Origin of the sequence: Aquincola agrisoli, from assembly GCF_036621135.1 — a bacterium.
Lineage (GTDB): Bacteria > Pseudomonadota > Gammaproteobacteria > Burkholderiales > Burkholderiaceae_C > Aquincola > Aquincola agrisoli.
This window is the reverse complement of record NZ_JAZIBG010000028.1, coordinates 109081-133536: the sequence shown is the minus strand read 5'-3', so window position 1 is coordinate 133536 and position 24456 is coordinate 109081. Positions and strand designations below refer to the sequence as shown.

Sequence of the window (24456 nt, the reverse complement as noted above, 5' to 3'; positions counted from 1 at the left end):
GGCTGCGCGCGGGTGGGTTCTTGGACGGTGTCTCTGCCGCCGGACGCCCGAGACTGCCGGGTCACTTGGGGACCGGGCCCGCCGCGGGGCGAACAACGTTGCATCACCTGGTTCGGGCTTTCGCCCTGTGGCCGCGTCGGTGGGGGCGCCCGGGTAAACTTTTACGACTCAAGCACTTGCAGCACCAACGTGGTCGCGCGGATTATAGAAACAAAAGCCGACGCGCCTGCCGTCCAGCGCCTGGTGATCGACGAAAACTCTGCCGGGCAGCGTCTCGACAACTTCCTGCTGCGCGTGCTCAAGGGCGTGCCCAAGACGCATGTGTACCGCGTCATCCGTTCCGGCGAGGTCCGTGTCAACAAGGGCAGGGCGGGGGCCGACACGCGGCTGGCCCTCGGCGACGAGGTCCGCGTGCCGCCCGTGCGGGTGGCCGAGCCCAGCGCCGCGCCGCCAGCGCCGCCGCGCGAATTCCCGCTGCTGTTCGAGGACGACCACCTGCTTGCCATCGACAAGCCTGCCGGCGTCGCCGTGCATGGCGGCAGCGGCGTGAGTTTCGGCGTCATCGAGCAGTTGCGCCGTGCACGGCCGCAGGCCAAGTTCCTCGAACTCGTGCACCGGCTCGACAAGGAGACGTCCGGCATCCTGCTGCTCGCCAAGAAGCGCAGCGCACTCACCGCGCTGCAGGACCAGTTCCGCGCGCGCGACACCGGCAAGACCTACGCGGCGCTGGTGTCCGGCACCTGGCCGTCCAAGCTCAAGGTGATCGATGTGGCGCTGCACAAGTTTCTCGATGCGGCCGGCGAGCGGCGGGTGCGCGCGGCCGGCGCCGAGGACGAAGGCCGGCGGTCGATCACGCTGGTGAAGGTGGCGGCCGCCTACGAGGGCTTCACGCTGCTCGACGTGACCATCAAGACCGGCCGCACGCACCAGATCCGCGTCCACCTGCAGCATGCCGGCCACCCCATCGTCGGCGACCCGAAGTACGGTGACTTCGAGCTCAACCGCGAGGTCGCGCGCGGGTCGCTGCGCTTCGCCCGCATGTTCCTGCACGCCAGGCGCCTGGCGTTCGACCATCCCGCCAGCGGCGAGCGCATCGAGCTGGCCGCTCCCCTGCCCACCGAGTGCCAGCGACTGCTGGAAGCACTATGACGCCCAAGCCCTCCTCACCCCCCCGCCGCTTCGACCTGATCGCCTTCGATTGGGACGGAACGCTCTTCGATTCGACCGCGTTGATCGTGCAATGCATCCAAGGGGCGGCCCGCGACATCGGCGTGGCCGTGCCGAGCGACGCCGATGCGGCCTACGTGATCGGCCTCGGCCTGCAGGACGCCCTGCAGCACTGCGTGCCCGGCCTGTCGGCCGACCGGTACCCGGAGCTGGGCAACCGCTATCGCCACCACTGGTTCTCGCGGCAGCACGAGGTCGTGCTCTTCCCCGGCACGCTGGAGATGCTCCAGGCGCTGAAGGCCCGCAACCATTGGCTCACCGTGGCCACCGGCAAGGGCCGCCGGGGGCTCGACGAGGCGCTGGCGCATTCGGGCCTGTCGGCCATGTTCGACGGCACACGCACCGCCGACCGCACGGCGTCCAAGCCCAATCCGCTGATGCTGCTGGAGCTGATGCGCGAGTTCGGCGTCGAGCCCGAGCGCACGCTGATGATCGGCGACACGACGCACGACCTGCAGATGGCCGTGAATGCCGGCACGCCCTGCGTGGCGGTGAGCTATGGGGCCCACGAGCCGGCGGCGTTCGAGGCGTTCGACCCGCTCTTCACCGCGCACTCGACGCGCGAGCTGCACGACTGGCTGCTGCTCAATGCCTGAGTCCTTGCTGCCGGCGCAGCCGGAGCTGCTGTGCGAAGCGGCTGCGCTGGAGGAGCGGGGACGGGCGCAGGTCTTCGACGTGCTGCTCTACGGCGCTCCCGCACGCGCCTTCGCGCTGCGCTTCGAGGGGCGGGTGGTCGCCTACCTGAACCGCTGCGTCCACGTGCCCACCGAGATGGACTGGCAGGAAGGCCAGTTCCTCGACATGGACCGGCGCTGGATCCTCTGTTCCATCCACGGCGCGGCCTACGAGCCCGCCGACGGGCGCTGCGTGGGCGGCCCCTGCGGCAAGGGCCGGCTGACGCCGATCCGCGTCGAGGAGCGTGGCGGCAAGGTGTATTGGTATCCTTCGCGTGATATCCGGCCGGTCTCATTCGACGCGCCGCCTTCCGAAAGCCTCCCCGCATGACCTCCCAAGACGACGTGCTGCCGCCGCAGCCGCCCGTGGCCCCCGTTCCCCCGCCGGCACCGCTGCCGCCCGCGGCCGCGGCCGGCCGTTACGCCGGCTTCGAGACCGCGATGGAGCAGCTGGCCGACGGCCTGCTGCGCGAACGCCGCAGCGAGCGGCGCTGGCGCATCTTCTTCCGCATCGTCTGGGTGGCCGTGGTGCTCGCGGGCCTGTGGGCGCTGTTCGTGCAGCGTGTCCAGCACGCGGCGCCCACGGGGCCGCACACCGCGCTCGTCGAAGTGCGCGGCGAGATCGCCGCCGAGGCCGAGGCCAGCGCCGAAAACATCAATGCCGCGCTCAAGAGTGCCTTCGAGGACGCCAACGCGCAGGCCGTGGTGCTGCGCATCAACTCGCCGGGCGGCAGCCCGGTGCAGGCCGGCATAGTCTACGACGAGATCCGCCGGCTGAAGGCCCGCCATGGCAAGAAGGTCTATGCGGTGGTCGAGGAAGTCTGTGCGTCCGGGGCTTACTACATCGCGGTGGCCGCCGACGAGGTGTACGTCGACAAGGCGTCGATCGTGGGTTCGATCGGCGTGCTGATGGACGGCTTCGGCTTCACCGGCACCATGGAGAAGCTCGGCGTCGAGCGGCGGCTCATCACCGCCGGCGAGAACAAGGGCATGCTCGATCCGTTCTCGCCGCTGTCGGAACGGCAGCGCGCCTATGCGCAGGCGATGATCGACCAGATCCACCAGCAGTTCATCGCGGTCGTCAAGGAAGGCCGCGGCGCGCGGCTGAAGGAAACGCCCGAGACCTTCTCGGGCCTCTTCTGGAACGGCGAGGAGTCCATCCGGCTCGGCCTGGCCGACCACACCGGCACGCTCGACTTCGTGGCGCGCGAGGTGGTCAAGGCCGAAGAGGTGATCGACTACACCCCGAAGGAGAACGTCGCCGAACGGCTGGTCAAGCGCTTCGGTGCGTCGATCGGCGAAGGCGCCGCGAAGGCCCTGCGCACGATCGGCCCGCTGCGGTAGGCGGGCGGCTTCAGAACTGCAGGAAGCTGACGCCCAGGCCGACGCTGGTCTGGCGGAAGTTGTAGTCGGTGAGCGTTTCGCCGTAGCCGCTGAAGACCTGCACGTACCAGCGCAGCCCGTTGGGCTGTTCGCGCAGCACCGGGTAGGTGTACTCGAACTGCAGCGCGCCGTAGCGGCCGTCCTTCAGCGTCGTGCGGTACATCAGCGACGCCGTCGACAGCCCTGACGCCCAGTTGAGCTGGAATTCGCCGCGGCCCCGGTAGTCCACGAGATCGGGGTTGTTGTCGCTGTCGCGCGGCTCGCTGATGCGGCGCAGGAAGCGGCTGGTCAGCGACCAGTCCCCGCGCTCCATGCCGGCCCCCAGGAACACCCGGTTCCAGCTGCGTGACAGCGGATCGGACTGGCCGTTCGACTGGTGCGCGATGCCGAGCTGCGTGTACCGCCACTGCCACCCGAACGGCAGGTGCCGCAACGAAGGTGTGGTCGCGATGACGTAGCTCGCCTCGGGCTCGTAGTCGGTGTTGCGGAAGGGCTTCGAGTCGGCCCCGGTGTAGACCTGCCAGGTGGCCTGCTGCGTGAACGCGAGCCACAGGTCGGCATTGGGGAAGACCAGCCCCTGCGCCACCTTGGTCCGCAGCGAGACCTGGAACTTGGCCTCGATGCGCTTGGCATTGGGCTGCGCCACGGCCTCCTGGGTGGGCGAGCTCGGCCGCCGGTTGATGCGGTTCGTGATCCGCACCGGCAGCACGTAGTTCGGGTGGTAGCCGACGAAGTTGAAGGTGCCGCGCTTGTCCTGCGGATCGAGTTCCCAGAACTTCGACAGGAGGCTGCGTTCGCCGGCGGGGCTGTTGGCCGTGGCCACCGGTGCATCCTTCGGTGCCAGCACCGAGGTACCGTCGACGCTGCCTTCCGGCTCGGGCGGCGGCGTCGGCACCGCGGCGGCGGGCACCGGGTCGGCCTGTGCCCGGCCGGCCAGCCGGTCGTAGCAGGCCAGCCGGTCGGCGGCCGGCCCGATGGCAGCGCAGTCGGCCAGTGTCAGCCGTTCCACGGGTGCCGTCCCTTCGGCAATGACCGGCACCTGCTGGGCCCAGGTGGGTGGGGCGATCGATGCGGCGAGGGCGGCCGCGGCCGGCACCGTCAGGCAGTGGCGGGCCATGCGCGCGGCAAGGCAGGAACGTCGTGGGCGTGTCGTCATGGGCACTGGAAAAAGGCGGACGCAGTGTAGTGGCGCCCCACCAGGCGCCGGAGCGCGAGGGTTTCCGGTCTACAGCCAGCCCGCGCGCCGGAACCGCCAGGCCACGATCGCGCAGGCGCTCACGATCACGCCCAGTGCGGCGGGATAGCCCCAGGTCCACTTCAACTCTGGCATGTTCTCGAAGTTCATGCCCCAGACGCCGACGAAGGCGGTCGCCACGGCGAAGATGCCCGCCCAGGCCGCCAGCCGCTTGGTGACCTCGGACTCCTCGATCGTGACCATCGACAGGTTGACCTGGATCGCCGTGGCGATGGTTTCGCGCAGCGTGTCCAGCGTGGTGTTGATGCGGGTCAGGTGGTCGTAGACGTCGCGGAAGTACTCGCGGCTGTTGTCGCAGACACGGGGCACCCGGCCGCTGCTGAGCTTGCCGGACGCTTCCATCAGCGGCGCGACGGCGTGCTTGACGACGAGGATGCGCTGCTTCAGCCCGTACAGCCGTTCGATATTGGCCCGGCCCTTGCCGCGGTCGAAGATGTGCGACTCGATCTCCTCCAGTTCGGTTTCCAGCCGGTCGATCACGGGGAAGTAGCGGTCCACCACCGCGTCCATCAACGCATAGAACACGAAGCCCGCGCCGTGGCGCAGCAGGTGCGATTCGCGCTCGGCCCGCCCCCGCACGCCCAGGAAGCCCTGCTGGCTGCGGTTGCGCACCGACAGCACGAAGTTCGGGCCCACGAACACGTCGACCTCGCCCACATGCAGCTCGCAGGCGTCGTCGATCTCGACGGTGTGCATCACGGCGAAGACGGTGTCGCCGTACTCCTCCACCTTCGGACGCTGGTGCCCGTGGCGGGCATCCTCCACGGCCAGTTCGTGCAGGCCGAACTCGTGCTGCATCTGCTTGAGTTCCGCATCGGTGGCGTCCAGCAGGGCGACCCAGACGAAGCAGTCTTCCCGGATCACGTAATCGCTGATCGCGTCGACGTCGATGTCGGCGAGCTTCTTGCCGTCCTGGTAGACGACACAGTTGATGAGCATGGCGGCGGCCTCGCACGGTGAGGCCGGCACTGTAGCGCCGCACCGCGCTGGCCGGCCCCTGCAAATGATTCGCAGCCCGAGCAGTCGCCTGGGGGCTTGACGGGCGGAGGGTTTGTGAACCAGAAGTGGGCGAGCACAATCGCGCCTTGCTCGATCACAAGGACAACATCATGCAAGGCGACCCGAAGGTTCTCGAGTACCTGAACGCCCAGCTCAAGAACGAGCTGACCGCCATCAACCAGTACTTCCTGCACTACCGGATGCTGAAGAACTGGGGCTTCGAGAAGCTGGCGAAGAAGGAATACGAAGAGTCGATCGAGGAGATGAAGCACGCGGACCGCCTGATGGACCGCATCCTCGTCATCGAGGGCCTGCCCAACCTGCAGGACCTGGGCAAGCTGCTGATCGGCGAGAACGCCATCGAGATCCTGCGCTGCGACCTGCAGATCGAGAAGGGGTCGCACACGCTGCTGAAGGAAGCCATCGCCTATTGCGAAACGGTGCGTGACTACGTGTCGCGCGAACTGCTCGAGGACATCCTCGAGGACACCGAGGAGCACATCGACCACATCGAGACGCAGCTCGACCTGGTCGACAAGATCGGCGAGCAGAACTACCTGCAGCTCGGCGTCGGCGAGATCGGCTGACGCGCCGCTTGGCAAGTCAGGGGAAATAAGCCCCCGATTCGCAGGTGTTTACAAACGAGAAGTATTCGCATTCGATGTAGACTTGCGGCAGCCCACTGATGCTGCCGCCATGATCGTCTGCCTCTGCCACCGGATCTCCGACCGCGACATCCAACGCGCCGTGCGTGAAGGCGTGGATGATTTCGAGACGCTGCAGGACGACACCTGCCTCGCCCGCAACTGCGGCTGCTGCGAAGAATGCGCCCGCCAGGTGTTCGACGATGCACGTGCGGCAGCCTTGCCGGCCGCGGTGCACGTGATCCAGATCCACCGCGAGCGGGCAGCGGTCGCGTAGGTCCGCGACGGCGGAAAAAAAGGGCGGCCTGCGGGCCGCCCTTCGTTTTGCGATGTGCAACCGCGGTCAGGCCGCAGGCGGGATGCGCAGCATCTGGCCGGGGTAGATCTTGTCCGGGTGGGTCAGCATGGGCTTGTTGGCCTCGAAGATCACGGGGTACTTGTTCGGGTTGCCGTAGAACTGCTTGGCGATCTTCGACAGGTTGTCGCCGCTGACTACCGTGTACCACTGCGATGCCGGCTCTGCGGCCGCCACGGTCAGCTCGTCGTTTACCTTCGCCACGTGCTGCACATTCCCGCAGCACAGCAGGATCTTCTCCTTCGTGGCCTGGTCGGCGACGGTGCCGGAGACCGTGACCGTGGCGTTGGCGCCATCGAACGCGACCGACACGCCCTCGGTGGGCAGGCCTTGCGCCCGGATGTAGGCGACGATCGCCGCGGCGGCTTTTTCATTCAGCGCGGCGACGTTCTCGGCGGACGGGGCTTGCGCAGCGGGCTGCGCGGCCTTCGCGTCACCGATGCCCAGCAGCTTTTCGCCGGCTTCCTTGATGAACGACATCAGACCCATGGGGACCTCCTGAGGGGATGGGGGGGTGGGGTGCGCATCCTAGGCCGTGCGACCGCCGTCCGCCACCTCTCGCAAACGCCCGGCGTCGTATGTCACGTTTGCAATCAGGTCTGTGACGGTGGGCGCAACAACCCCTTGGTCTCGATGAAGTCGATCACCTCCGCCAGTCCGTCGCGGGTGCGCAGGTTCGTCATCACGAAGGGCCGGTTCGGCCGCATGCGGCGTGTGTCGGCTTCCATCACAGACAGGTCTGCGCCGACGTAAGGCGCAAGGTCCGTCTTGTTGATGACGAACAGGTCGCTCTTGGTGATGCCCGGCCCGCCCTTGCGGGGAATCTTCTCGCCCGCGGCGACGTCGATCACGTAGATCGTGAGGTCGCTCAGTTCCGGGCTGAAGGTGGCGGCCAGGTTGTCGCCGCCCGACTCGATGAACACGATGTCGGCGTCCGGGAACTTCTCCAGCATGCGGTCGACCGCTTCGAGGTTGATCGACGCATCCTCGCGGATCGCGGTGTGCGGGCAGCCGCCAGTCTCGACGCCGACGATGCGCTCGGGCTCCAGCGCGCCGGCCACGGTGAGCAGCCGCTGGTCTTCCTTGGTGTAGATGTCGTTGGTGACGACGACCAGGTCCCAGCGCTCGCGCATCGTCTTGCACAGCATCTCGACCAGCGTGGTCTTGCCGGAACCGACGGGTCCGCCCACGCCCACGCGCAGCGGTGGGAGCTTCTTGGTACGGCGGGCCAGGGCGTGCAGGGAGGTGGTCATCGGGTGCTCACGATCTGAAAAGGCGGGAATATTGCGTTTCGTGCCGGGCCGAGAGGATCGCCAGCATCGGCGTGAATGACTGGCGCTGTCCGTCGGTGCAGGCCATTGCGTGTTCGACCACCGCGGGGATGCGCTCGTTCAGCGCCTGCAGGATGCGCTGGCCGGCGCTCTGGCCGAGCGGCACGGCCTTCAACGCGGCCTGCACCATGTTCTCGGCCCAGCCGAAGGCATGGGCGAGCAAGGCCGATGCCAGCGGCGCGCCGCTGCGTGCGGCGGCCAGCGCGAAGGCCACCGGCCAGGTGGGCGCCGGCGCCAGGGCGGCCAGCACGGCCAGCCGCGGGTCGTCCCGCGCATCGCTGTTGCGCAGCCACTCGACGAGCGAGCGGCCCATCTGTTCGGTCTGCTGGCGCAGTTCGCTCGTTTCGCGCGTCTGCCGCACCCAGTCGTTCAGTGCGCCGATGCGGTCGGCGTCGGCCTGCTGCCAGGCGCCGAAAGCCTGGGCCACGACGGGAAGATCGGCCCGGCCCAGCGCCAGTTCCAGCTGGCTGCACAGCCATGCGCGCGCCTGTGCTTCGTTGCCCACGGCGCCGCTGTCGACCGCCGCTTCCAGGCCTTCCGAATAGCTGAAGCCGCCCACCGGCAGGGCCGGCGAGGCGAGCCACATCAGCTGCAGCAGTGCCCCGGGCGGGAGGTCGGCGTTCAATGCGAATGGCCGCCGGGGCCGTGGTCGTGGCCACACCCGGCATGTCCTTGATCGTGTCCGTGGTGCCCGTGCCCGTGCTCGTGCTCGCGCTCGTGCTGGTGAACGTGGCCATGTCCATGCCCGCCGGCCGCATAGGCGCCGCCTTCCGGTTCGAAGGGCGCATTCGCCTCGCTGACGATCAGGTGCATCGAGCGCAGCATGGCGGCCAGCACGTGGTCGGGTTCGAGCTTGAGGTGATCGGCCTGCAACTCGAGTTGCACGTGCCGGTTGCCCAGGTGGTAGGCGGCGCGCATCAGGTCGAACGGCGTCCCGTGGTCGGCGCAGTGGCGCACCACCAGCACCGGCTGCGGCGCGGCATTGACGCGCACCAGGGAGCCGTCCTCCGCCACCAGCACGTCGCCGCCGCGCACCACCGTGCCCCGTGGCAGGAAGATGCCCAGCGTGCGCCCGGTCGAGTCGGTGGCGTCGAAGCGGCTTTTCTGGCGAACGTCCCAGTCGAGGTCGACGCTGGCGGCGCGTTGGAGCAGCACCGCGGCGAGGCCACGGCCTTGCGGCATGAGTTTGTTGATGGTGAGCATCGCGGGCATCCGTAAGACGACTGTCGAAAATACCATGGCGGTCAGCCCCGGCGATGCAACCCGATGGCATTCCCGCCGGCGCGCGCGGCCGGCCTTTTGCGAGTTCGGCGTCGGCCGCCGCAGCCCGTGCGCAGGCCCCGCCCAAGCTCGGCGGATAATCGCCGCGGCCAAGAGACGGGGCCGACACGGCCGAGTGCCAGAACGATGACGACAGAGACCTTCGAAGGGTCCGCCGCCGAGGTGGCTGACCTGGCCCGTGCCGATGCGGCGCGGGCCTTGCAGGAAGACCTGCGCAACGGCGACCTGACCGCCGGCCTGATCGATCCCCAGCGCCGCGCCCGCGTGCGGGTGCTGGCCCGCGAGCCCGCGGTGATCTGCGGCGCGCCCTGGGTGGAGGCCACGCTGCGGCAGCTCGATCCCGGCATCGGCGTCGAATGGCGCGTGCCCGAGGGCGCGCGCTGCGCAGCCGACCAGGTGGTGTTCGAGGCCGAGGGCGCGGCGCGCGTGCTGCTGAGCGCGGAACGCACGGCGCTCAACTTCCTGCAGCTGCTGAGCGCGGTCGCGACCAAGACCGCGGCCTACGTCGAGGCCGTGCGCGGCACCCGTGCGCAGATCGTCGACACCCGCAAGACGCTGCCCGGCCTGCGCCTCGCCCAGAAGTACGCGGTGAGGACCGGCGGCGGCACCAACCACCGCATCGGCCTGTTCGACGCGGTGCTGATCAAGGAGAACCACATCGCGGCCGCCGGCGGCGTCACCGCGGTGCTGCGCCGTGCGGCCGAGGTCGCGGCGCAGGCACGGTTCGTCGAGATCGAGGTCGAGACGCTGGCCCAGCTCGAAGAGGCGCTGGCCGCCGGCGCGCGCATGGTCCTGCTCGACAACATGGACCTGCCCACGCTGCACGAGGCGGTGCGCCTCAACCACGGCCGCGCGATCCTCGAGATCTCGGGCGGTGTCACTTTTGATCGCGTGCGTGCGCTGGCCGAAACCGGCGTCGACCGCATCTCCATCGGTGGCCTCACGAAGGACGTGAAGGCGATCGACTTTTCCATGCGGCTTCAGGAAGTTTGATGAGTGCGTCGGAAGTGATCGAGGTCGAATACGAGCAGCCCGCCTGCAGCACCCGCCACGCGTGGGCGCGCGTGCCGGTGGAGCCGGCGCCGCACCAGCGGACCGAACTCAAGCAGCGCATCCGCCGGCTGCTCGAGGAGCGCGACGCGGTGCTGGTGGCGCACTACTACGTGCACCCCGACCTGCAGGACCTGGCCGAGGAAACCGGCGGCCTGGTCAGCGATTCCCTCGAGATGGCGCGCTTCGGCCGCGATCATCCGGCCCGCACGCTGGTGGTGGCGGGCGTGCGCTTCATGGGCGAGACGGCCAAGATCCTGTCGCCCGGCAAGCGTGTGCTGATGCCCGACCTCGACGCCACCTGCTCGCTCGACCTCGGCTGCCCGATCGACGAATTCGGCGCGTTCTGCGATGCGCACCCGGACCACACCGTCGTCGTCTACGCCAACACCAGCGCCGCCGTGAAGGCGCGGGCCGACTGGGTCGTGACCTCGAGCTGCGCGCTGGAGATCGTGCAGGCGCTGCATGCCGCCGGCCAGAAGATCCTATGGGCGCCCGACAAGCACCTGGGCGGCTACGTCCAGCGCGAGACCGGCGCGGACATGGTGTTCTGGACGGGCTCCTGCATCGTGCACGACGAGTTCAAGGCCGACGAGCTGCTGGCCCTGAGGCAGGAACACCCCGGCGCCAAGGTGCTGGTGCACCCCGAGTCGCCGGCCGGCGTGGTGGCCGTGGCCGATGCGGTGGGCTCCACCTCCGGCCTGCTGAAGGCGGCGCGCGAACTGCAGGCCGAGACCTTCATCGTCGCCACCGACAACGGCCTGATGCACAAGCTGCGTGCGCTCAATCCCGGCAAGCGCTTCATCGAGGCCCCCACGGCCGGCAACAGCGCCACCTGCAAGAGCTGCGCGCATTGCCCCTGGATGGCGATGAATGGGCTGGCCAACGTGGCGCACGTGCTGGAGACGGGCGCACAGGAGATCCAGATCGACCCGGCGCTCGGCTTGCGCGCGCGCCAGCCGATCGACCGCATGCTGGCTTTCACCGCCGCGCTGAAGAACGGCCACCGCCCGGGCGACCTGGTGCCGAACATCGGCGCCGCCTGAGCGGCCCCGACGGGGGAGGGGCGCGCCTCAGCGCCTGCCGCGCGCGGCAAACAGGTGCATCGCGCCCCCGAGGGCGAGCACCAGCAGCACCGAGGTCAGGTCGGCCGTGCGCCCGGCGATCCAGCACTGCGCCAGCTCCAGCAGGCCGACCCAGGCCGCCAGCGTGAGGCAGCTCGCGCGCAGCGGCATGCGTTCGCGCTGCGCCAGCCAGAGCAGCGCGCCGTAGACGAAGAACGATTCCGTCATCGACCAGGTGTTGACCAGCATCGAGCCCTCGAGCAGGGCCGCGAACGGCAGCACGTGCAGCTCCGAGGGCACGGGCGCCAGCTCGAACGGCGACAAGGCCTCCAGCGTGTACCCGGCCAGCAGCACGAAGAGCACGGCGAGGTCCATGCGTGCCGGCCGGCGCGACCACAGCCCCCACCACAGCAAGAAGCCCAGCGGAAAACCCAGCAGCTGGTGCGATGCGATGCGCTGTCCGTCGATGAACAGCTTGCCCGCCAGCAGCAGCGCCAGCAGCAGCGCGAAGCGGCGCGGCGTGGCGGGCGCGCGCTGCCATACCGCCGCCAGCAGGCAGCCCACCGCCATCACCCGCGCCAGCGTGAAGAGCGTCGCGACCGGTGCCGGCCAGGGGTCGGCGAGCACCGCCTTCAGATGGTCCTTCAGCAGCTGCCAGTCGAGCGACGGCACGAGCGGGAAGAGCTGCGTCAGCACCCACAGCGCGACCAGCCCGCCGGCGGCCCAACGCTGCGGTGCGACCGGGGCCTCGGGCGTGTGGAAGCGCGCGGCCCACGCACCGAAGGTCGGCGCCGCCAGCACGCCCAGCAGCGTGCCGGCGCCGTTCCAGACCGTGTCGGCCATCGACGGCGCCCGCGGCGGGAAGAACACCTGCAGCAGCTGCACCAGGAACGCGAAGGCCGTGCCGGCGACCACGATGGCCACCGCGCAGGCCAGCCGGTGGCGCCGCGGCGCGGCGGCCGCCATCGCCAGCACCCCGACGGGCAGGAACAGCGCGATGTTGCCCAGCACGTCGCCGCGCGAGGTGTAGAGCGTGCGGTCGGCCAGCAGGGCCTGCACGTCGCCGGCCAGCGAGTCCGGCACGGTGAAGTTGAACGGGTAGAACGAGCCGTAGCTCAGCAGCGCCAGGCACAGCACCAGCAGCAGCGCCAGCAGCTGCCGGCCCGTCAGGGCGGCGCTGCGGGCCGGACGCGAGGCGGGACGGGGGCGGTGCGGAGGCTGCGGCACGGGGGGCGCTGGCGGCCGCCCACCGACCGCGGTGGGCTTGCGGGCCGCTTCAGAAGAGGAAGTATCGCTGCGCCATCGGCAGCACCTGGGCGGGCTCGCACACCAGCAGTTCGCCGTCGGCGTGCACCGTGTAGGTCTGCGGATCGATCTCCATCGCCGGCGTCAGGCCGTTGTGCACCATGCTGGCCTTGGTCACGCCGCGGCAGCCCCTCACCGCCGACAGCGTCTTGTGCAGGCCGTAGCTCTCGGCCGCGCCGTTCGCGAGGGCCGCTGTGCTGACGAAGGTGAGCGAGGTGCGCGCCAGCGCGCCGCCGTAGCTGCCGAACATCGGCCGGTAGTGCACCGGCTGCGGCGTCGGGATCGAGGCGTTCGGGTCACCCATCGCGGCCGCCGCGATGAAGCCGCCCTTCAGGATCAGGCTGGGCTTCACGCCGAAGAAGGCAGGCCGCCAGAAGACGAGGTCGGCCCATTTGCCCACCTCGATCGAGCCCACTTCGTGGCTCACGCCGTGCGCGATCGCCGGGTTGATCGTGAGCTTGGCGATGTAGCGCTTGACGCGCGTGTTGTCGTTGCGCTGCGAGTCGCCCGGCAGCGTGCCGCGCTGCACCTTCATCTTGTGCGCGGTCTGCCAGCAGCGCAGCGGCACCTCGCCGACGCGGCCCATGGCCTGGCTGTCGGAGCTGAACATGCTGATCGCCCCGAGGTCGTGCAGGATGTCCTCGGCCGCGATCGTCTCGCGGCGGATGCGGCTTTCGGCGAAGGCCAGGTCCTCGGCGATCGACGCGTCGAGGTGGTGGCACACCATCAGCATGTCGAGGTGCTCGTCGACCGTGTTGACGGTGTACGGCATCGTCGGGTTGGTCGACGAGGGCAGGAAGTTGCTCTCGCCCACCACGCGCAGGATGTCCGGCGCGTGGCCGCCGCCAGCGCCCTCGGTGTGGAAGGCGCAGAGGGTGCGGCCTCGGGTCGCGGCGATGGTGTTCTCGACGAAGCCCGACTCGTTCAGCGTGTCGGAATGGATCGCGACCTGGATGTCGGTCTCTTCCGCCACGCCCAGGCAGCAGTCGATCGCCGACGGCGTCGTGCCCCAGTCCTCGTGCAGCTTCAGGCCGATGGCGCCGGCCTCGGCCTGCTGGCTCAGCGCCTCGGGGCGGCTCGCGTTGCCCTTGCCGAAGAAGCCGAGGTTCATCGGGAACGCGTCGGCGGCCTGCAGCATGCGCTTCATGTTCTCCGGGCCGGGCGTGCAGGTGGTGGCCAGCGTGCCGGTGGCCGGGCCCGTGCCGCCGCCGATCATCGTGGTCACGCCGCTCATCAGCGCTTCCTCGATCTGCTGCGGGCAGATGAAGTGGATGTGGCTGTCGATCGCCCCGGCCGTGACGATCATGCCTTCGCCGGCGATCACCTCGGTGCCGGGGCCGATGATGATGTCCACGCCGGGCTGCACGTCGGGGTTGCCGGCCTTGCCGATGGCGGCGATGCGGCAGCCCTTGATGCCGATGTCGGCCTTCACGATGCCCCAGTGGTCGAGGATGAGCGCGTTGGTGACCACGCAGTCCATCGCCTCGTGGGCGCCCGGGCCGTTGGGCACCTGGCTCTGGCCCATGCCGTCGCGGATCACCTTGCCGCCGCCGAACTTCACCTCTTCGCCGTGGCCGCCGGCCGCGAGGGTGTAGTCCTGCTCGACCTCGATGACCAGCTCGGTGTCGGCCAGCCGCAGCCGGTCTCCGACGGTGGGGCCGAACATCTCGGCGTAGGCGCGTCTTCCGATCTTGGCCATGTCAAAGTTTCCCTTGGACCAGGCCGCGGAAGCCGTAGACCTCCCGCTTGCCGGCGTAGTCGACCAGTTCCACCGTGCGCTGCTGGCCCGGCTCGAAGCGCACTGCGGTACCCGGCGCGATGTTCAGCCGCATGCCGCGCGCGGCGTCGCGGTCGAACTGCAGGGCGCCGTTGGTCTCGGCGAAGTGGTAGTGGGAGCCGACCTGGATCGGCCGGTCGGCACCGTTCTCGACCACCAGCGTGATGGTGCGGCGGCCGGGGTTGAGCGCGTGCTCGCCGTCGTCGGTGAAGAGTTCTCCGGGGATCATCGGCAGGCGCTCCGGGTCAGGTGAAGAACAGGCCGGCGCCGAAGAGCGTCGCCGCGCCGCCGGCCAGCCGCGTGAACCACACGCTGCGCGTGCGCGCGGCGTGCCCGATGGCCAGGCCGGCCGCATGCAGCAGCGCCGTGGCCAGCACCATGCCGGCGAGGGCGGCCACGCCGGAGAGTTCGACGCCGTGCGCGCCGCCGTGGAACAGCGCGAAGACGCCGACCAGCGCCACGCCCGCCGCCGGCGGCAGCGAGGGCCGCAGCGCGACCAGCAGCCCCAGCACCAGCAGCGAAGCCGCGATCATCGGCTCGACGGCGGGCAGCGCCAGGCCCGCCGCGCCGAGCAGCGACCCGGCGAGCAGCAGCGCCGCGAAGGCCAGCGGACCGCGGGCGTAGGCCATGCCGCCGACGCGCGGCGCACTCACCGCGCTCCACACGCCGACGGCGAGCATCGCGACGAGGTGGTCGATCCCGGTGAACGGGTGCAGCCAGCCGCTGGCGAAGCCATGGTGGGCTGCGCCGTCGGCGCCCACGTGGGCCGCAGCGGCCAGGGGCAGGGCGGCCGCCAGGGCGGCCAGGCCGGCGCGGCCGGCAGGAGAGGGGCGGAAAGTCATCGGGCGTCCTTCAAAGGGGAACGTTCAAGGGGTCGCACTCGAATGGTGCAAGATGCCGCAAAGCCGCACCGTCATGCAATGGGTTGGTGCACTGTCACCAACTTGGTGCCGTCGGGGAAGGTGGCCTCGATCTGGATCTCGGGGATCATTTCGGGCACGCCGTCCATCACGTCGGCACGCGACAGCACCGTCTTGCCCTCGCTCATCAGCGCCGCCACGGTCTTGCCGTCGCGTGCGCCTTCCATGATGGCGGCGCTGATCAGCGCCACCGCCTCGGGGTAGTTGAGCTTGAGGCCGCGGGCTTTGCGGCGTTCCGCCAGCAGCGCGGCGGTGAAGATCAGGAGCTTGTCCTTCTCGCGGGGCGTGAGTTCCATGGGGGGCGCTCCAGCAGGATGAATGCCACCTTGGGCGGCGCATGCGGCGGTGGTGCGGTTCTTGATGTGTCCGGATCATGTTGGAAGGATTGACACCTCAGCGCGCGGCCCCCAACGACGCGCCGCAGCGTGTCGTCAAGGTCCGGCGCGACTACAACAGCTGGGTCGGCAGCGAGACCATGGAGGACTACGCGCTGCGCTTCACCGCGCGCTCGTTCCGCAAGTGGTCCGAATGGCGCGTGGCAAACACCGCCTTCGGCGCCGCGTCGTTCCTGGTGCTGGAAGCCGTGGGTGCCACGCTGCTGGTGCAGTACGGCTTCGCCAACGCCTTCTGGGCGATCCTCTTCACCGGGCTCATCATCTTCGCGGCCGGCCTGCCGATCAGCATCTACGCCGCGCGCTACGGCGTCGACATGGACCTGCTCACCCGCGGTGCGGGCTTCGGCTACATCGGCTCCACGCTCACCTCGCTCATCTACGCGAGCTTCACCTTCATCTTCTTCGCGCTCGAGGCCGCGGTGATGGCCTACGCGCTCGACCTGGCGTTCGACATCCCGCCGGCCTGGGGCTACCTGATCTGCGCGCTGGTCGTCATCCCCCTCGTGACCCACGGCGTCACGACGATCAGCCGCCTGCAGATGTGGACGCAGCCGCTGTGGCTGCTGATGCTGGTGCTGCCCTTCGTCTACGTGTTCCGCGAATACCCCGGCGTGCTGAACGAGCTGGCCGGCTATGGCGGCGAGAACGACACGCCCCGCTTCAGCCTGCTCGGCTTCGGCGCGGCGCTGACGGTGGGCATCGCGCTCATCACGCAGATGGGCGAGCAGGCCGACTACCTGCGCTTCATGCCCGAGCCCGCCAGCCGCCGGCAGCGCGTGCGCTGGTGGGCGGGCGTGCTGGTGGGCGGGCCGGGCTGGGTGGTGCTGGGGGTGGTGAAGATGCTGGCGGGCTGCCTGCTCGCGTACATCGCCATCTCGCACATGGTGCCGGCCGAGCGGGCGGTCGACCCGAACCAGATGTACGTGAACGCGTGGAACCTGGTGTTTCCGCACTACGGCTGGGCGGTGGCGGCCACGGCGCTGTTCGTGGTGATCTCGCAGCTCAAGATCAACGTCACCAACGCCTACGCGGGCTCGCTCGCGTGGTCCAACTTCTTCGCGCGGCTCACGCACAGCCACCCGGGGCGCGTGGTGTGGGTGGTGTTCAACACGCTCATCGCGCTGATGCTGATGGAGCTGGACGTGTTCCAGGCCCTGGGCCACGTGCTGGGCCTGTACTCCAACATCGCCATCAGCTGGATGATGGCCGTGGTGGCCGACCTGGTGGTCAACAAGCCGATGGGCTGGAGCCCGCGCGGCATCGAGTTCAAGCGCGCGTACCTGTACGACGTCAACCCGGTGGGCGTGGGCGCGATGGGCGCGGCCTCGGTGCTCTCGGTGGCGGCGCACATGGGGGCCTTCGGCGAGCTGGCGCAGGCCTTCTCGGCGGTCATCGCGATGGTCACGGCCTTCGTCTGCGCGCCGCTGATCGCCTGGGCGACCGGCGGGCGCTACTACCTGGCACGCCACGACGGCGCAGGCCCGCCGCCGCCGGCGCAGCCCGGCCGGCGTGTCTTCCGCATCGCACGCGCATCCGGCGCGGCCGGCCGGCCGCGCGCGCTGGCCGCCTACGGGCTGCAGCGCTGCTGCATCTGCGAGCGCGAGTACGAGCACGACGACATGGCGCACTGCCCGGCCTACCAGGGGCCGATCTGCTCGCTGTGCTGCTCGCTCGACGCGCGCTGCGACGACTTGTGCAAGCCCGACGCGCGCCTGGCGGCGCAGTGGGCGACGCTGCTGCGCAAGCTGATGCCGCGCGTGCTGTGGCCCTCGATCGACTCCGGCCTGGGCCACTACCTGATGGTGATGCTGGTGGTGGTGCCGCTGCTGGCGCTGCTCTTCGGCGCGCTCTACCTGCACGAGATGCGGCTGCTGGGCGAAGCGGGTGTCACCGCTGAGCTGCAGCCGGCGCTCAAGCTGGGCTTCGTCAAGGCGTTCGCCGCGCTGCTGCTGGCGTCGGGCATCGTGGCCTGGTGGCTGGTGCTGACGCACAAGAGCCGCCAGGTCGCGCAGGAGGAGTCGAACCGCCAGACCCAGGCGCTGCACCAGCAGACGCAGGCGCTGCAGCGCGAGGCCGAGTCGCACCGCCGCACCGACGCCGCGCTGCAGGAGGCCAAGCGCGCCGCCGACGCGGCCAACCAGGCCAAGAGCCGCTACATCACCACCATCAGCCACGAGCTGCGCACGCCGCTCAACAGCATCCTCGGCTATGCGCAGCTGCTGGAGGAGGACGAGGCCATGCCCGAGCACCGCAGGCGCGCGGTGGGCGTGATCCGGCGCGGCGGCGACCACCTGCTGGGCCTGATCGAGGGCACGCTGGACATCGCCCGCATTGAGAGCGGCAAGTTCGCGCTGCAGCCGCAGCCGATGCGCTTCCGGGAAACCGTGCACGAGCTGGCCCGGCTGTTCGAGCTGCAGGCCGAGGGCAAGGGCATCGCGTTCGAGCCCGAGATCGCCGACACGCTGCCGCAGGTGGTGCGCGCCGACGAGAAGCGGCTGCGGCAGATCCTGATCAACGTGCTCGGCAACGCGGTGAAGTTCACCTCGCAGGGGCGGGTGGCCTTCCGCGTGGGCTGGGCCCGCGAGCTGGCGCGCTTCGAGATCGAGGATTCCGGCCCCGGCATGAGCGACGACGAGCTGGACCGGGCGTTCGAGCCTTTCATGCGCGGCTCGGCGGCCGGCATGTCGGCCAGCGGCGGTACCGGCCTGGGCCTGACCATCGCGAAGATGCTCACCGACCTGATGGGCGGCGAGATGACGGTCAAGAGCCAGCTCGGCGTGGGCACCAAGTTCACGATCCGGCTCTTCCTGCCGGAGCTGCGGGCGGAGCAGGCGGCCACGGCGCAGGTGCAGCAGCGGCGCACCGGCTATGCGGGCCCGCGGCGGCGGGTGCTGGCGGTCGACAACGAGGAAGTGGACCGCGGCTTCCTCGCGAGCGTGCTGGAGCCGCTGGGCTTCGAGGTGGTGCATGCGGCATCGGGCGAGGAGGCGCTGGCGCGGGTGGCCGCCGTGGCGCCCGACGCGATCCTGATGGACCTGGCGATGCCGGGCATCGACGGCTGGGAGACGCTGCGCCGGCTGCGCGCGCAGGGCCTGAGCGCCGCGCCGGCGGCCATCGTCTCGGCCAACGCGTTCGACAAGGGGCTGGAGAACGACGTGGGCATCGCGCCCGAGGACTTCATCGTGAAGCCGGTGCGGGTGCCCGAGCTGCTCGACTGGCTCGGGCGGCGGCTGGCGCTGCAGTGGACCCACGCGCCGGCCGCGCCGCCGTCCCGGGAGGCGGGGGCCGGCGGCCCGGCGGCGACCGGGCGGCTGCCGCCCCGCGATCAGCTCGAGGCGCTCGACGAGCTGGTGAGCCTGGGCTATGTGCGCGGCATCGTGCGCAAGCTCGACGAGATCGAGGCGGGTGATGCCGCGACGCGGCGCTTCGTCTCGCGCCTGCGGGCGCTGGCGCAGGGCTTCCAGCTCGACGCGATGCACGCTGCGCTGCGGGAGGCCCTGGCGGGCACGGCCGCCACGCCGGACGCCCGGCCCGCCGACGCCTCGGTAACGGGGGATCCATGACCTTCGACCGCACCGCCACCGACATCGTGCTGATCGTTGACGACCAGCCCGACAACCTGTCGATGCTGCACGACGCGCTCGACGAGAGCGGCTACACCGTGCTCGTCGCCACCCACGGCGAAGGCGCGCTGCAGCGCGCCGCGCAGGCCGTGCCCGACATCGTGCTGCTCGACGCGGTGATGCCCGGCATGGACGGCTTCGAGGTCGCGCGCCGGCTGAAGGCCGACCCGCAGACCGCCGCGATCCCCATCGTCTTCATGACCGGGCTCACCGACACCGAGCATGTGGTGGCGGCCTTCGCGGCCGGCGGCGTCGACTACGTCACCAAGCCGATCCGCCCGCGCGAGGTGCTGGCCCGCCTGGCGGTGCACGTCAACAACGCTCGGCAGGCGCACCAGGCGCGCAACGCGCTCGACGCCTTCGGCCACGCCACGCTGGTGGTGCGCGCGGGCGACGGCCGGCTGGTCTGGCAGACGGCGCTGGCGCGGCAGATGCTGCAGTCCTGGTTCGGCGGCGACAGCCCCTGGACGCCGCCGCCGCTGCTCGACTGGGTGCGGCAGCAGGTGGCGCAGGGGGCGGTGGGCGACGGCTCGCAGGCCGGCGCCATCGTTCAGGGGGCGCGCCGCCTGCACTTCACGCTGCACGAGAGCACCGACGACGACGAGTGGCTGATCGTGCTGCGCGAGGCCGACGATGCGGCGATGCTCGAGGCGATGATGCTGGCCTTCAAGCTCACCGCGCGCGAGGCCGAGGTGCTGTACTGGGTCGTCAAGGGCAAGACCAACCGCGACGTCGGTGACATCCTCGGCGCCAGCGCCGCCACCGTGAAGAAGCACCTCGAGCGGGTGTACGAGAAACTCGGCGTCGAAACTCGCACCGCGGCGGCGGCGCTCGCCATCCAGCGCGTGCGGCAGCTCGGCCGCTGACCACCCATCGCATGCGCCTCAAGCACATCGAAGTCTTCAACGCCATCATGCTCACCGGCAGCGCCAGTGCCGCGGCGCGGCTGCTGCACGTGACGCAGCCCGCCGTCACGCAGGCGCTGCAGCATGCGGAGCTGCAGCTGGGCTATGCGCTCTTCACGCGGCAGCGCAACCGCCTCGTGCCCACGCGCGAGGCGCAGGCGCTGTACCCGGAGGTGCAGCGGCTGATGTCGCAGCTCGAGTCGGTGCGCCGCATCGCGGCCGCGCTGGGCGGGGGCGAGAACAGCGAGCTGCGCATCCTGATCGTGCCGTCGCTCGCGGTGCACGTGCTGCCGGCGGCGCTCAAGCGCTTCCGGCGGCGGCACCCGAACCGGCCGGTGTCGATCCAGACCCAGCACACCCGCGAGATCGCACGCTCGATCGCGCTGCAGGAGGGGGACGTCGGCATCGTCTACGGCAGCCTGTCGCACCCGGCCCTGCACGAGGAGCGCGTGGCCGTGGGCCGGCTGGTGTGCGTCACGCCGCAGGGCGAGCGCGGGGCGGACCGGCGCAGCACCGTCGCGCTGGAGGACGTGGTGCGCACGCCCATCATCCGCATCGACGAACGCGACCCCGTCGGCGCGATGCTGGCGGACCAGTGGACCCGCCTGGGCCACACCCCGCCGCCGGGCATCACGGTGCAGACGCACCACATCGCGATGCTGCTGGCGGAGCAGGGCTTCGGGCCGGCCATCATCGACTCGTTCACCGCGCACGACAGCCGCAGCCGCACGCTGCACGTGCGCACGCTGCTGCCGGAGGTGCCGGTGGAAGTGAAGGCGCTGCTGCCGCAGGGCCTGCGGTCGCCGCAGCCGGTGGCCGACTTCATCGAGGCCTTCGGCGCCGCCGCGGCGGCCGCGGCCTGAGCGGCTCAGCGGCCGGGTTCGGCGAGCGCGTGGCTGTCGCAGCCGCGTCCCGCGGCGATCAGCCGGCGCAGGTAGCGCCCGAGCAGCGGGGCGGCCCAGCGGGTGCCCGCCGGCAGGTAGCGCTGCGGCGTGCTGACGAGCGTGCACACATAGCGCCCCGCCTGCCAGGCCAGCGCCTTGCAGCGCCCCCGGCGCCGCCGGCTCAGCAGCATGCCGACCGGGCAGGGCTCCTCGGCGCAGCAGACGCCGCAACCGTTGCACGGCGCGCCGGGCCGGGGCTTGGCGGGCGCATCGGCGCGCAGCATCAGGACACGTGGCATGGTGCGGTGCATCTTGCCGCGGGGCGGGGCGCCCGATCGGCCGATAAGCGGCCGCGGACGGCCCCGTCAGGCCGTGACGGCAAACGGCCGGGACGGGAGGGCGGGCTGGCGCCCGTCCATCAGGTCGGCGAGCAGGGTGGCGCTCCCGCAGGACAGCGTGAGGCCCAGCGCCCCGTGGCCGGCGTTGAGCCACAGTCCGGGCCAGCGGGTCGGGCCCACCTGGGGCCGGCCGCTGGGCGTGGCGGGGCGCAGGCCGGTCCAGGGTTGCGGGTCGTCGAAGCGGCAGGCGCCGGGGAAGGTCTCGCGCACGGCCTGGCACAGGGCCTCGATGCGGCGGTGGTCCATCGCGCGGTTCATGCCGCGCAGCTCGGCGAAGCCGGCCACGCGCAGCGTGTCGCCCAGCCGCGCATGCACCAGCTTGCGGCCGTTGTCGGTGATGCTCGCCCGGGGCGCCGCGGCGGCGTCGACGATCGGCAGCGTGACGCTGTAGCCCTTGATCGGCTCGATCGGCGGCTGGCCGCCCAGCGGCCGCATCAGCGCCACCGTGCCCGGGCCCGCGGCGAGCACGACGGTGTCGGCCTCGAGAGTCTCGCCGGTGGCCAGCCGGGCACCGCAGACCCGGCCGCCCGCGTCGCGCAGCAGCGCCTGCACCGGCTGGCCCAGGCGCAGCGTGGCGCCGCTGCTGCGGGCCAGCAGCGCCGCGAGGCGGGCGGCGTCGATCACCTCCTCGCTGGGTGTCCAGACGCCGAAGCCGATCGGCCCGCCGCCGGTGGCGGCCAGCGCGGGCTCGAGCCGCCGGCATTCGGCGGCCTCGACGAGCGACTGCTCGCAGCCCCAGTCGCGCTGCCAGGCGAGCTGGCGCTGCACCGCGGCGCGGGCCTCCGGCTTGCGATAGATGACCAGCTTGCCCGGGCGCGCGTGCAGCGTCTCGGCGGCGCCGCCCGGCACCGCCGCCAGCCAGCGGTGGAGGGTGCGCCGGCTTTCCGCGGCGAGCGACAGCAGCGACTCGCTCGTGCTGCGCACCGTGCGCCAGCGGCAGGCGGTGATGAAGTCGGCCAGCCAGCGCACGTGGCTCCAGCGGGGCTGTGGGTGCCAGCGCAGGGGGCTGTCGGCCGAGAGCAGCCAGCGCGGCAGCGCGCGCAGCGCATCGGGCGTGGCCAGCGGCTCGACGTAGCTGTAGCTGAGCTGCGCACCGTTGCCCAGGCTCTCGCCCTGTCCGGGATGGCCGTGCGCGTCGACCAGCGTGACCTGCCAGCCGCGCTCGGCCAGCGCCTGGGCGGTGGCGGCACCGACGATGCCGGCGCCGATCACGCAGGCGCGGCGGTGCGGCGCGGGGGCCGCGGGAGAAGCGTGCATAGGGGTCCTCAGGCCGCCAGCGGGGCGCGCTGCGCGAGCGACCAGGCCACCGCACGGCGCGCCAGCGCGCCGGTGGCGTCGATCACGGGCAGCGGCGCGCTGTCGGCGTCGATGACAAGGGGGATCTCGGTGCAGCCCAGCAGCAGCGCCTGCGCGCCGCGCCGGGCCAGCGCGTCCGCGGCCTGGCCGAGCAGCGCGCGGCCTGTCGGCAGGTCGCCCGCCTTGACCGCGGCGATGCCCGGCATCACGTGCTGCAGCATCTCGCCGGCCGTGGGCAGCAGCCACTGCAGCCCGCTGCCCGGCGGCGTGCGGTTGGGGTAGAGGCCCGAGGCGATGGTGGCATCGGTGGCCAGCAGGCCGACCCGCGCGCCGGCGCCCGCCCGGTCGACCACCTCGGCCAAAGCGGCATCCACCAGGTGCAGCATCGGCAGGCCGAGCGCGGGGCCGAGCTCGTCCCACCACAGGTGCGCGGTGTTGCAGGGCATCACTACCAGGCCCGCGCCGGCCTCGACCAGCCGGCGGCCGCTGGCCACCATCGCGGCCAGCGGCGAGGCGCCCTCGCCGCGGAAGGCGGCGGTGCGGTCGGCCACCTGCGGGATGGAGCTCACGACCACCGGCACGTGCTCCTGGTCGGAGGCTGCCGGCGTCGCCTTCAGCATCTTGTGCATGAAGTCGATCGTGGCGAGCGGCCCCATGCCGCCGAGCACGCCCACCACCCCCAGGCCTTCGCCGTGCTGCATGGCCGTTCAGAGCGCCGGCTTGTCGGAGAGCGCCTTGATGTTGTCCGCGAGCTCCTTGCTCAGCGGCGCGCCCAGGTTGATGCCCTTGGGCGGGATCGGCGACTCGAACCACTTGCGGTACAGCGTCTCGAACTCGCCGCTCTTCATCATGCCGGCCAGCGTGTCGTCGACCAGCTTCTTGAACGGCGCATCGTCCTTGCGCACCATGATCGCGTAGGGCTCGACCTGCAGCGCCTCGCCCACGACCGCCAGCGCCGCCGGGTTCTGCGCGCCGGCCCGCAGGCCGTACAGCAGGATGTCGTCCATGCCGAAGGCATCGGCGCGGCCTGTCTGCACCATCAGGGCGGATTCCGCGTGGTCCTTCGCGCCCAGCAGCTCAAAGCCGAGGTTCTGCTCGGTGTTGAGCTTGCGCAGCAGCTGGAAGTTGGTGGTGCCCGTGGTCGAGACCACCTTCTTGCCCTTCAGGTCGGCCAGCGACTTGATGCCCGAGTCGGCCTTCACCAGGAAGCGCGTGCCGGTATAGAAGTAGTTGATCGCGAACGACACCTGCTTGCCGCGGTCGCTGTTGTTCGTGGTGGAGCCGCACTCGATGTCGATGGTGCCGTTCTGCAGCAGCGGGATGCGGTTGGCCGAGGTCACGGCCTGCGTGGCGACCTTCAGGTCCGCGCGGCCGGTCGCCTTCTTCACCTCGCCCACCACGCGCTGGCAGATCTCCCAGCCGAAGCCCACGGGCTGCCCTTCGCCGCCCAGGTAGGAGAAGGGCACGGAGGAATCGCGGTAGGCCACGGTCATCGAGCCGCTGGCCTTGACCTTGTCGAGCGTGAGCGGCGTCTGGGCGCCTGCGGAGCCGCAGAGCACGGCGGCGGCGAGGGTGAAGACCAGGCGGGACGGGGTGTGCATGCGGGAGGTCCTTTCGGTGCCGGCAGCCGGCAAGGTGGAACAGGAGGCCTCATCCTAGGGATGCGCACGCGGGTGTGTCATCGTGATTT

The 24456-nt window shown here is 70.7% G+C and carries 26 protein-coding genes; 11 read left to right on the top strand and 15 right to left on the bottom strand.

The window, feature by feature from the left end:
* Nucleotides 1–240 precede the first annotated feature (240 nt).
* The 4 genes from V4F39_RS12295 to V4F39_RS12280 are packed head-to-tail and all read left to right on the top strand — an operon-like array spanning nt 241 to nt 3245.
* Nucleotides 241–1149 (top strand): RluA family pseudouridine synthase, encoded by a 909-nt coding sequence (locus V4F39_RS12295; RefSeq protein WP_378234969.1) that lies wholly within the window; start codon nt 241–243, stop codon nt 1147–1149.
* Nucleotides 1146–1823 (top strand): HAD family hydrolase, encoded by a 678-nt coding sequence (locus V4F39_RS12290; protein WP_332289730.1) that lies wholly within the window; start codon nt 1146–1148, stop codon nt 1821–1823. Before V4F39_RS12295 ends, V4F39_RS12290 begins: the two co-directional genes overlap by 4 nt.
* Entirely contained in the window at nt 1816–2232 is a 417-nt protein-coding gene (locus tag V4F39_RS12285) for a Rieske (2Fe-2S) protein (RefSeq protein ID WP_332289729.1), read from the top strand. The genes V4F39_RS12290 and V4F39_RS12285 overlap by 8 nt, the downstream gene beginning before the upstream one ends.
* Nucleotides 2229–3245 carry a S49 family peptidase gene (locus V4F39_RS12280; protein ID WP_378234938.1) on the top strand — a complete coding sequence of 339 codons (1017 nt, stop codon included), beginning with the start codon at nt 2229–2231 and terminating at the stop codon, nt 3243–3245. Before V4F39_RS12285 ends, V4F39_RS12280 begins: the two co-directional genes overlap by 4 nt.
* Nucleotides 3246–3255: 10 nt before the next feature.
* Here V4F39_RS12280 and V4F39_RS12275 read toward each other — a convergent pair whose 3' ends face one another.
* The gene (locus V4F39_RS12275; RefSeq protein ID WP_332289727.1) at nt 3256–4440 is read right to left on the bottom strand and encodes a phospholipase A; all 1185 of its coding nucleotides are present in this window, start codon (nt 4438–4440) and stop codon (nt 3256–3258) included.
* A 69-nt stretch (nt 4441–4509) separates the two neighbouring features.
* Complete coding sequence (gene corA, locus V4F39_RS12270; protein ID WP_332289726.1) at nt 4510–5478, bottom strand: magnesium/cobalt transporter CorA; 969 nt, start codon at nt 5476–5478, stop codon at nt 4510–4512.
* A gap of 170 nt (nt 5479–5648) precedes the next feature.
* On the opposite strand from corA, the gene bfr reads away from it, so the two are divergent.
* Both bfr and V4F39_RS12260 read left to right on the top strand, forming a co-directional pair.
* Complete coding sequence (bfr, locus tag V4F39_RS12265; RefSeq protein WP_332289724.1) at nt 5649–6125, top strand: bacterioferritin; 477 nt, start codon at nt 5649–5651, stop codon at nt 6123–6125.
* Between the two features lie 109 nt (nt 6126–6234).
* Nucleotides 6235–6459, top strand: coding sequence for a (2Fe-2S)-binding protein (locus V4F39_RS12260; RefSeq protein WP_332289722.1), 225 nt, complete (start codon nt 6235–6237; stop codon nt 6457–6459).
* A 66-nt stretch (nt 6460–6525) separates the two neighbouring features.
* Here V4F39_RS12260 and lysM read toward each other — a convergent pair whose 3' ends face one another.
* The 4 genes from lysM to ureE all read right to left on the bottom strand — a co-directional run bounded on the left by lysM (nt 6526) and on the right by ureE (nt 9071).
* Nucleotides 6526–7026, bottom strand: a complete 501-nt coding sequence (lysM, locus tag V4F39_RS12255; RefSeq protein ID WP_332289721.1) for a peptidoglycan-binding protein LysM — start codon at nt 7024–7026, stop codon at nt 6526–6528.
* A gap of 104 nt (nt 7027–7130) precedes the next feature.
* Nucleotides 7131–7790, bottom strand: a complete 660-nt coding sequence (gene ureG, locus V4F39_RS12250; protein ID WP_332289719.1) for an urease accessory protein UreG — start codon at nt 7788–7790, stop codon at nt 7131–7133.
* A 7-nt stretch (nt 7791–7797) separates the two neighbouring features.
* Nucleotides 7798–8454, bottom strand: a complete 657-nt coding sequence (locus V4F39_RS12245) for an urease accessory protein UreF (protein ID WP_332290545.1) — start codon at nt 8452–8454, stop codon at nt 7798–7800.
* Between the two features lie 35 nt (nt 8455–8489).
* Nucleotides 8490–9071, bottom strand: a complete 582-nt coding sequence (gene ureE / locus V4F39_RS12240; protein ID WP_332289718.1) for an urease accessory protein UreE — start codon at nt 9069–9071, stop codon at nt 8490–8492.
* A 204-nt stretch (nt 9072–9275) separates the two neighbouring features.
* Between ureE and nadC the strand changes: the two genes are divergently transcribed.
* A complete protein-coding gene (gene nadC, locus V4F39_RS12235) occupies nt 9276–10142 on the top strand; it encodes a carboxylating nicotinate-nucleotide diphosphorylase (protein WP_332289716.1) in 867 nt (288 codons plus the stop codon).
* Nucleotides 10142–11245 (top strand): quinolinate synthase NadA, encoded by a 1104-nt coding sequence (nadA, locus tag V4F39_RS12230; protein WP_332289715.1) that lies wholly within the window; start codon nt 10142–10144, stop codon nt 11243–11245. The genes nadC and nadA overlap by 1 nt, the downstream gene beginning before the upstream one ends.
* A gap of 27 nt (nt 11246–11272) precedes the next feature.
* On the opposite strand, the gene V4F39_RS12225 is transcribed toward nadA, so the two are convergent.
* The 5 genes from V4F39_RS12225 to ureA form a co-directional block, all read right to left on the bottom strand.
* The gene (locus V4F39_RS12225; protein ID WP_332289714.1) at nt 11273–12490 is read right to left on the bottom strand and encodes a VanZ family protein; all 1218 of its coding nucleotides are present in this window, start codon (nt 12488–12490) and stop codon (nt 11273–11275) included.
* Nucleotides 12491–12539: 49 nt separating this feature from the next.
* Entirely contained in the window at nt 12540–14267 is a 1728-nt protein-coding gene (gene ureC / locus V4F39_RS12220) for an urease subunit alpha (protein WP_332289713.1), read from the bottom strand.
* 1 nt (nt 14268) lies between these two features.
* A complete protein-coding gene (locus V4F39_RS12215) occupies nt 14269–14574 on the bottom strand; it encodes an urease subunit beta (protein WP_332289712.1) in 306 nt (101 codons plus the stop codon).
* Between the two features lie 16 nt (nt 14575–14590).
* The gene (locus V4F39_RS12210) at nt 14591–15187 is read right to left on the bottom strand and encodes a HupE/UreJ family protein (protein ID WP_332289711.1); all 597 of its coding nucleotides are present in this window, start codon (nt 15185–15187) and stop codon (nt 14591–14593) included.
* Nucleotides 15188–15258: 71 nt separating this feature from the next.
* A complete protein-coding gene (ureA, locus tag V4F39_RS12205) occupies nt 15259–15561 on the bottom strand; it encodes an urease subunit gamma (protein ID WP_332289710.1) in 303 nt (100 codons plus the stop codon).
* A gap of 77 nt (nt 15562–15638) precedes the next feature.
* On the opposite strand from ureA, the gene V4F39_RS12200 reads away from it, so the two are divergent.
* Genes V4F39_RS12200 through V4F39_RS12190 form a run of 3 tightly spaced genes read left to right on the top strand, consistent with a single transcriptional unit; the run spans nt 15639 to nt 21051 of the window.
* Nucleotides 15639–19223, top strand: a complete 3585-nt coding sequence (locus tag V4F39_RS12200; protein WP_332289709.1) for an ATP-binding protein — start codon at nt 15639–15641, stop codon at nt 19221–19223.
* Nucleotides 19220–20149 (top strand): response regulator transcription factor, encoded by a 930-nt coding sequence (locus V4F39_RS12195; RefSeq protein ID WP_332289708.1) that lies wholly within the window; start codon nt 19220–19222, stop codon nt 20147–20149. The genes V4F39_RS12200 and V4F39_RS12195 overlap by 4 nt, the downstream gene beginning before the upstream one ends.
* 11 nt (nt 20150–20160) lie before the next feature.
* Nucleotides 20161–21051: a LysR family transcriptional regulator gene (locus tag V4F39_RS12190; RefSeq protein ID WP_332289706.1), complete on the top strand. Its 891-nt coding sequence runs from the start codon at nt 20161–20163 to the stop codon at nt 21049–21051.
* Nucleotides 21052–21056: 5 nt separating this feature from the next.
* On the opposite strand, the gene V4F39_RS12185 is transcribed toward V4F39_RS12190, so the two are convergent.
* The 4 genes from V4F39_RS12185 to V4F39_RS12170 form a co-directional block, all read right to left on the bottom strand.
* Nucleotides 21057–21371, bottom strand: a complete 315-nt coding sequence (locus V4F39_RS12185) for a hypothetical protein (RefSeq protein ID WP_332289705.1) — start codon at nt 21369–21371, stop codon at nt 21057–21059.
* A 66-nt stretch (nt 21372–21437) separates the two neighbouring features.
* A complete protein-coding gene (locus V4F39_RS12180) occupies nt 21438–22727 on the bottom strand; it encodes an FAD-dependent oxidoreductase (protein ID WP_332289704.1) in 1290 nt (429 codons plus the stop codon).
* An 8-nt stretch (nt 22728–22735) separates the two neighbouring features.
* On the bottom strand, nt 22736–23467 hold the full coding sequence (gene cuyB, locus V4F39_RS12175) for a cysteate racemase (RefSeq protein ID WP_332289703.1): 732 nt from the start codon (nt 23465–23467) through the stop codon (nt 22736–22738).
* 6 nt (nt 23468–23473) lie between these two features.
* Nucleotides 23474–24367 carry an amino acid ABC transporter substrate-binding protein gene (locus tag V4F39_RS12170; RefSeq protein WP_332289702.1) on the bottom strand — a complete coding sequence of 298 codons (894 nt, stop codon included), beginning with the start codon at nt 24365–24367 and terminating at the stop codon, nt 23474–23476.
* Nucleotides 24368–24456 lie beyond the last annotated feature (89 nt).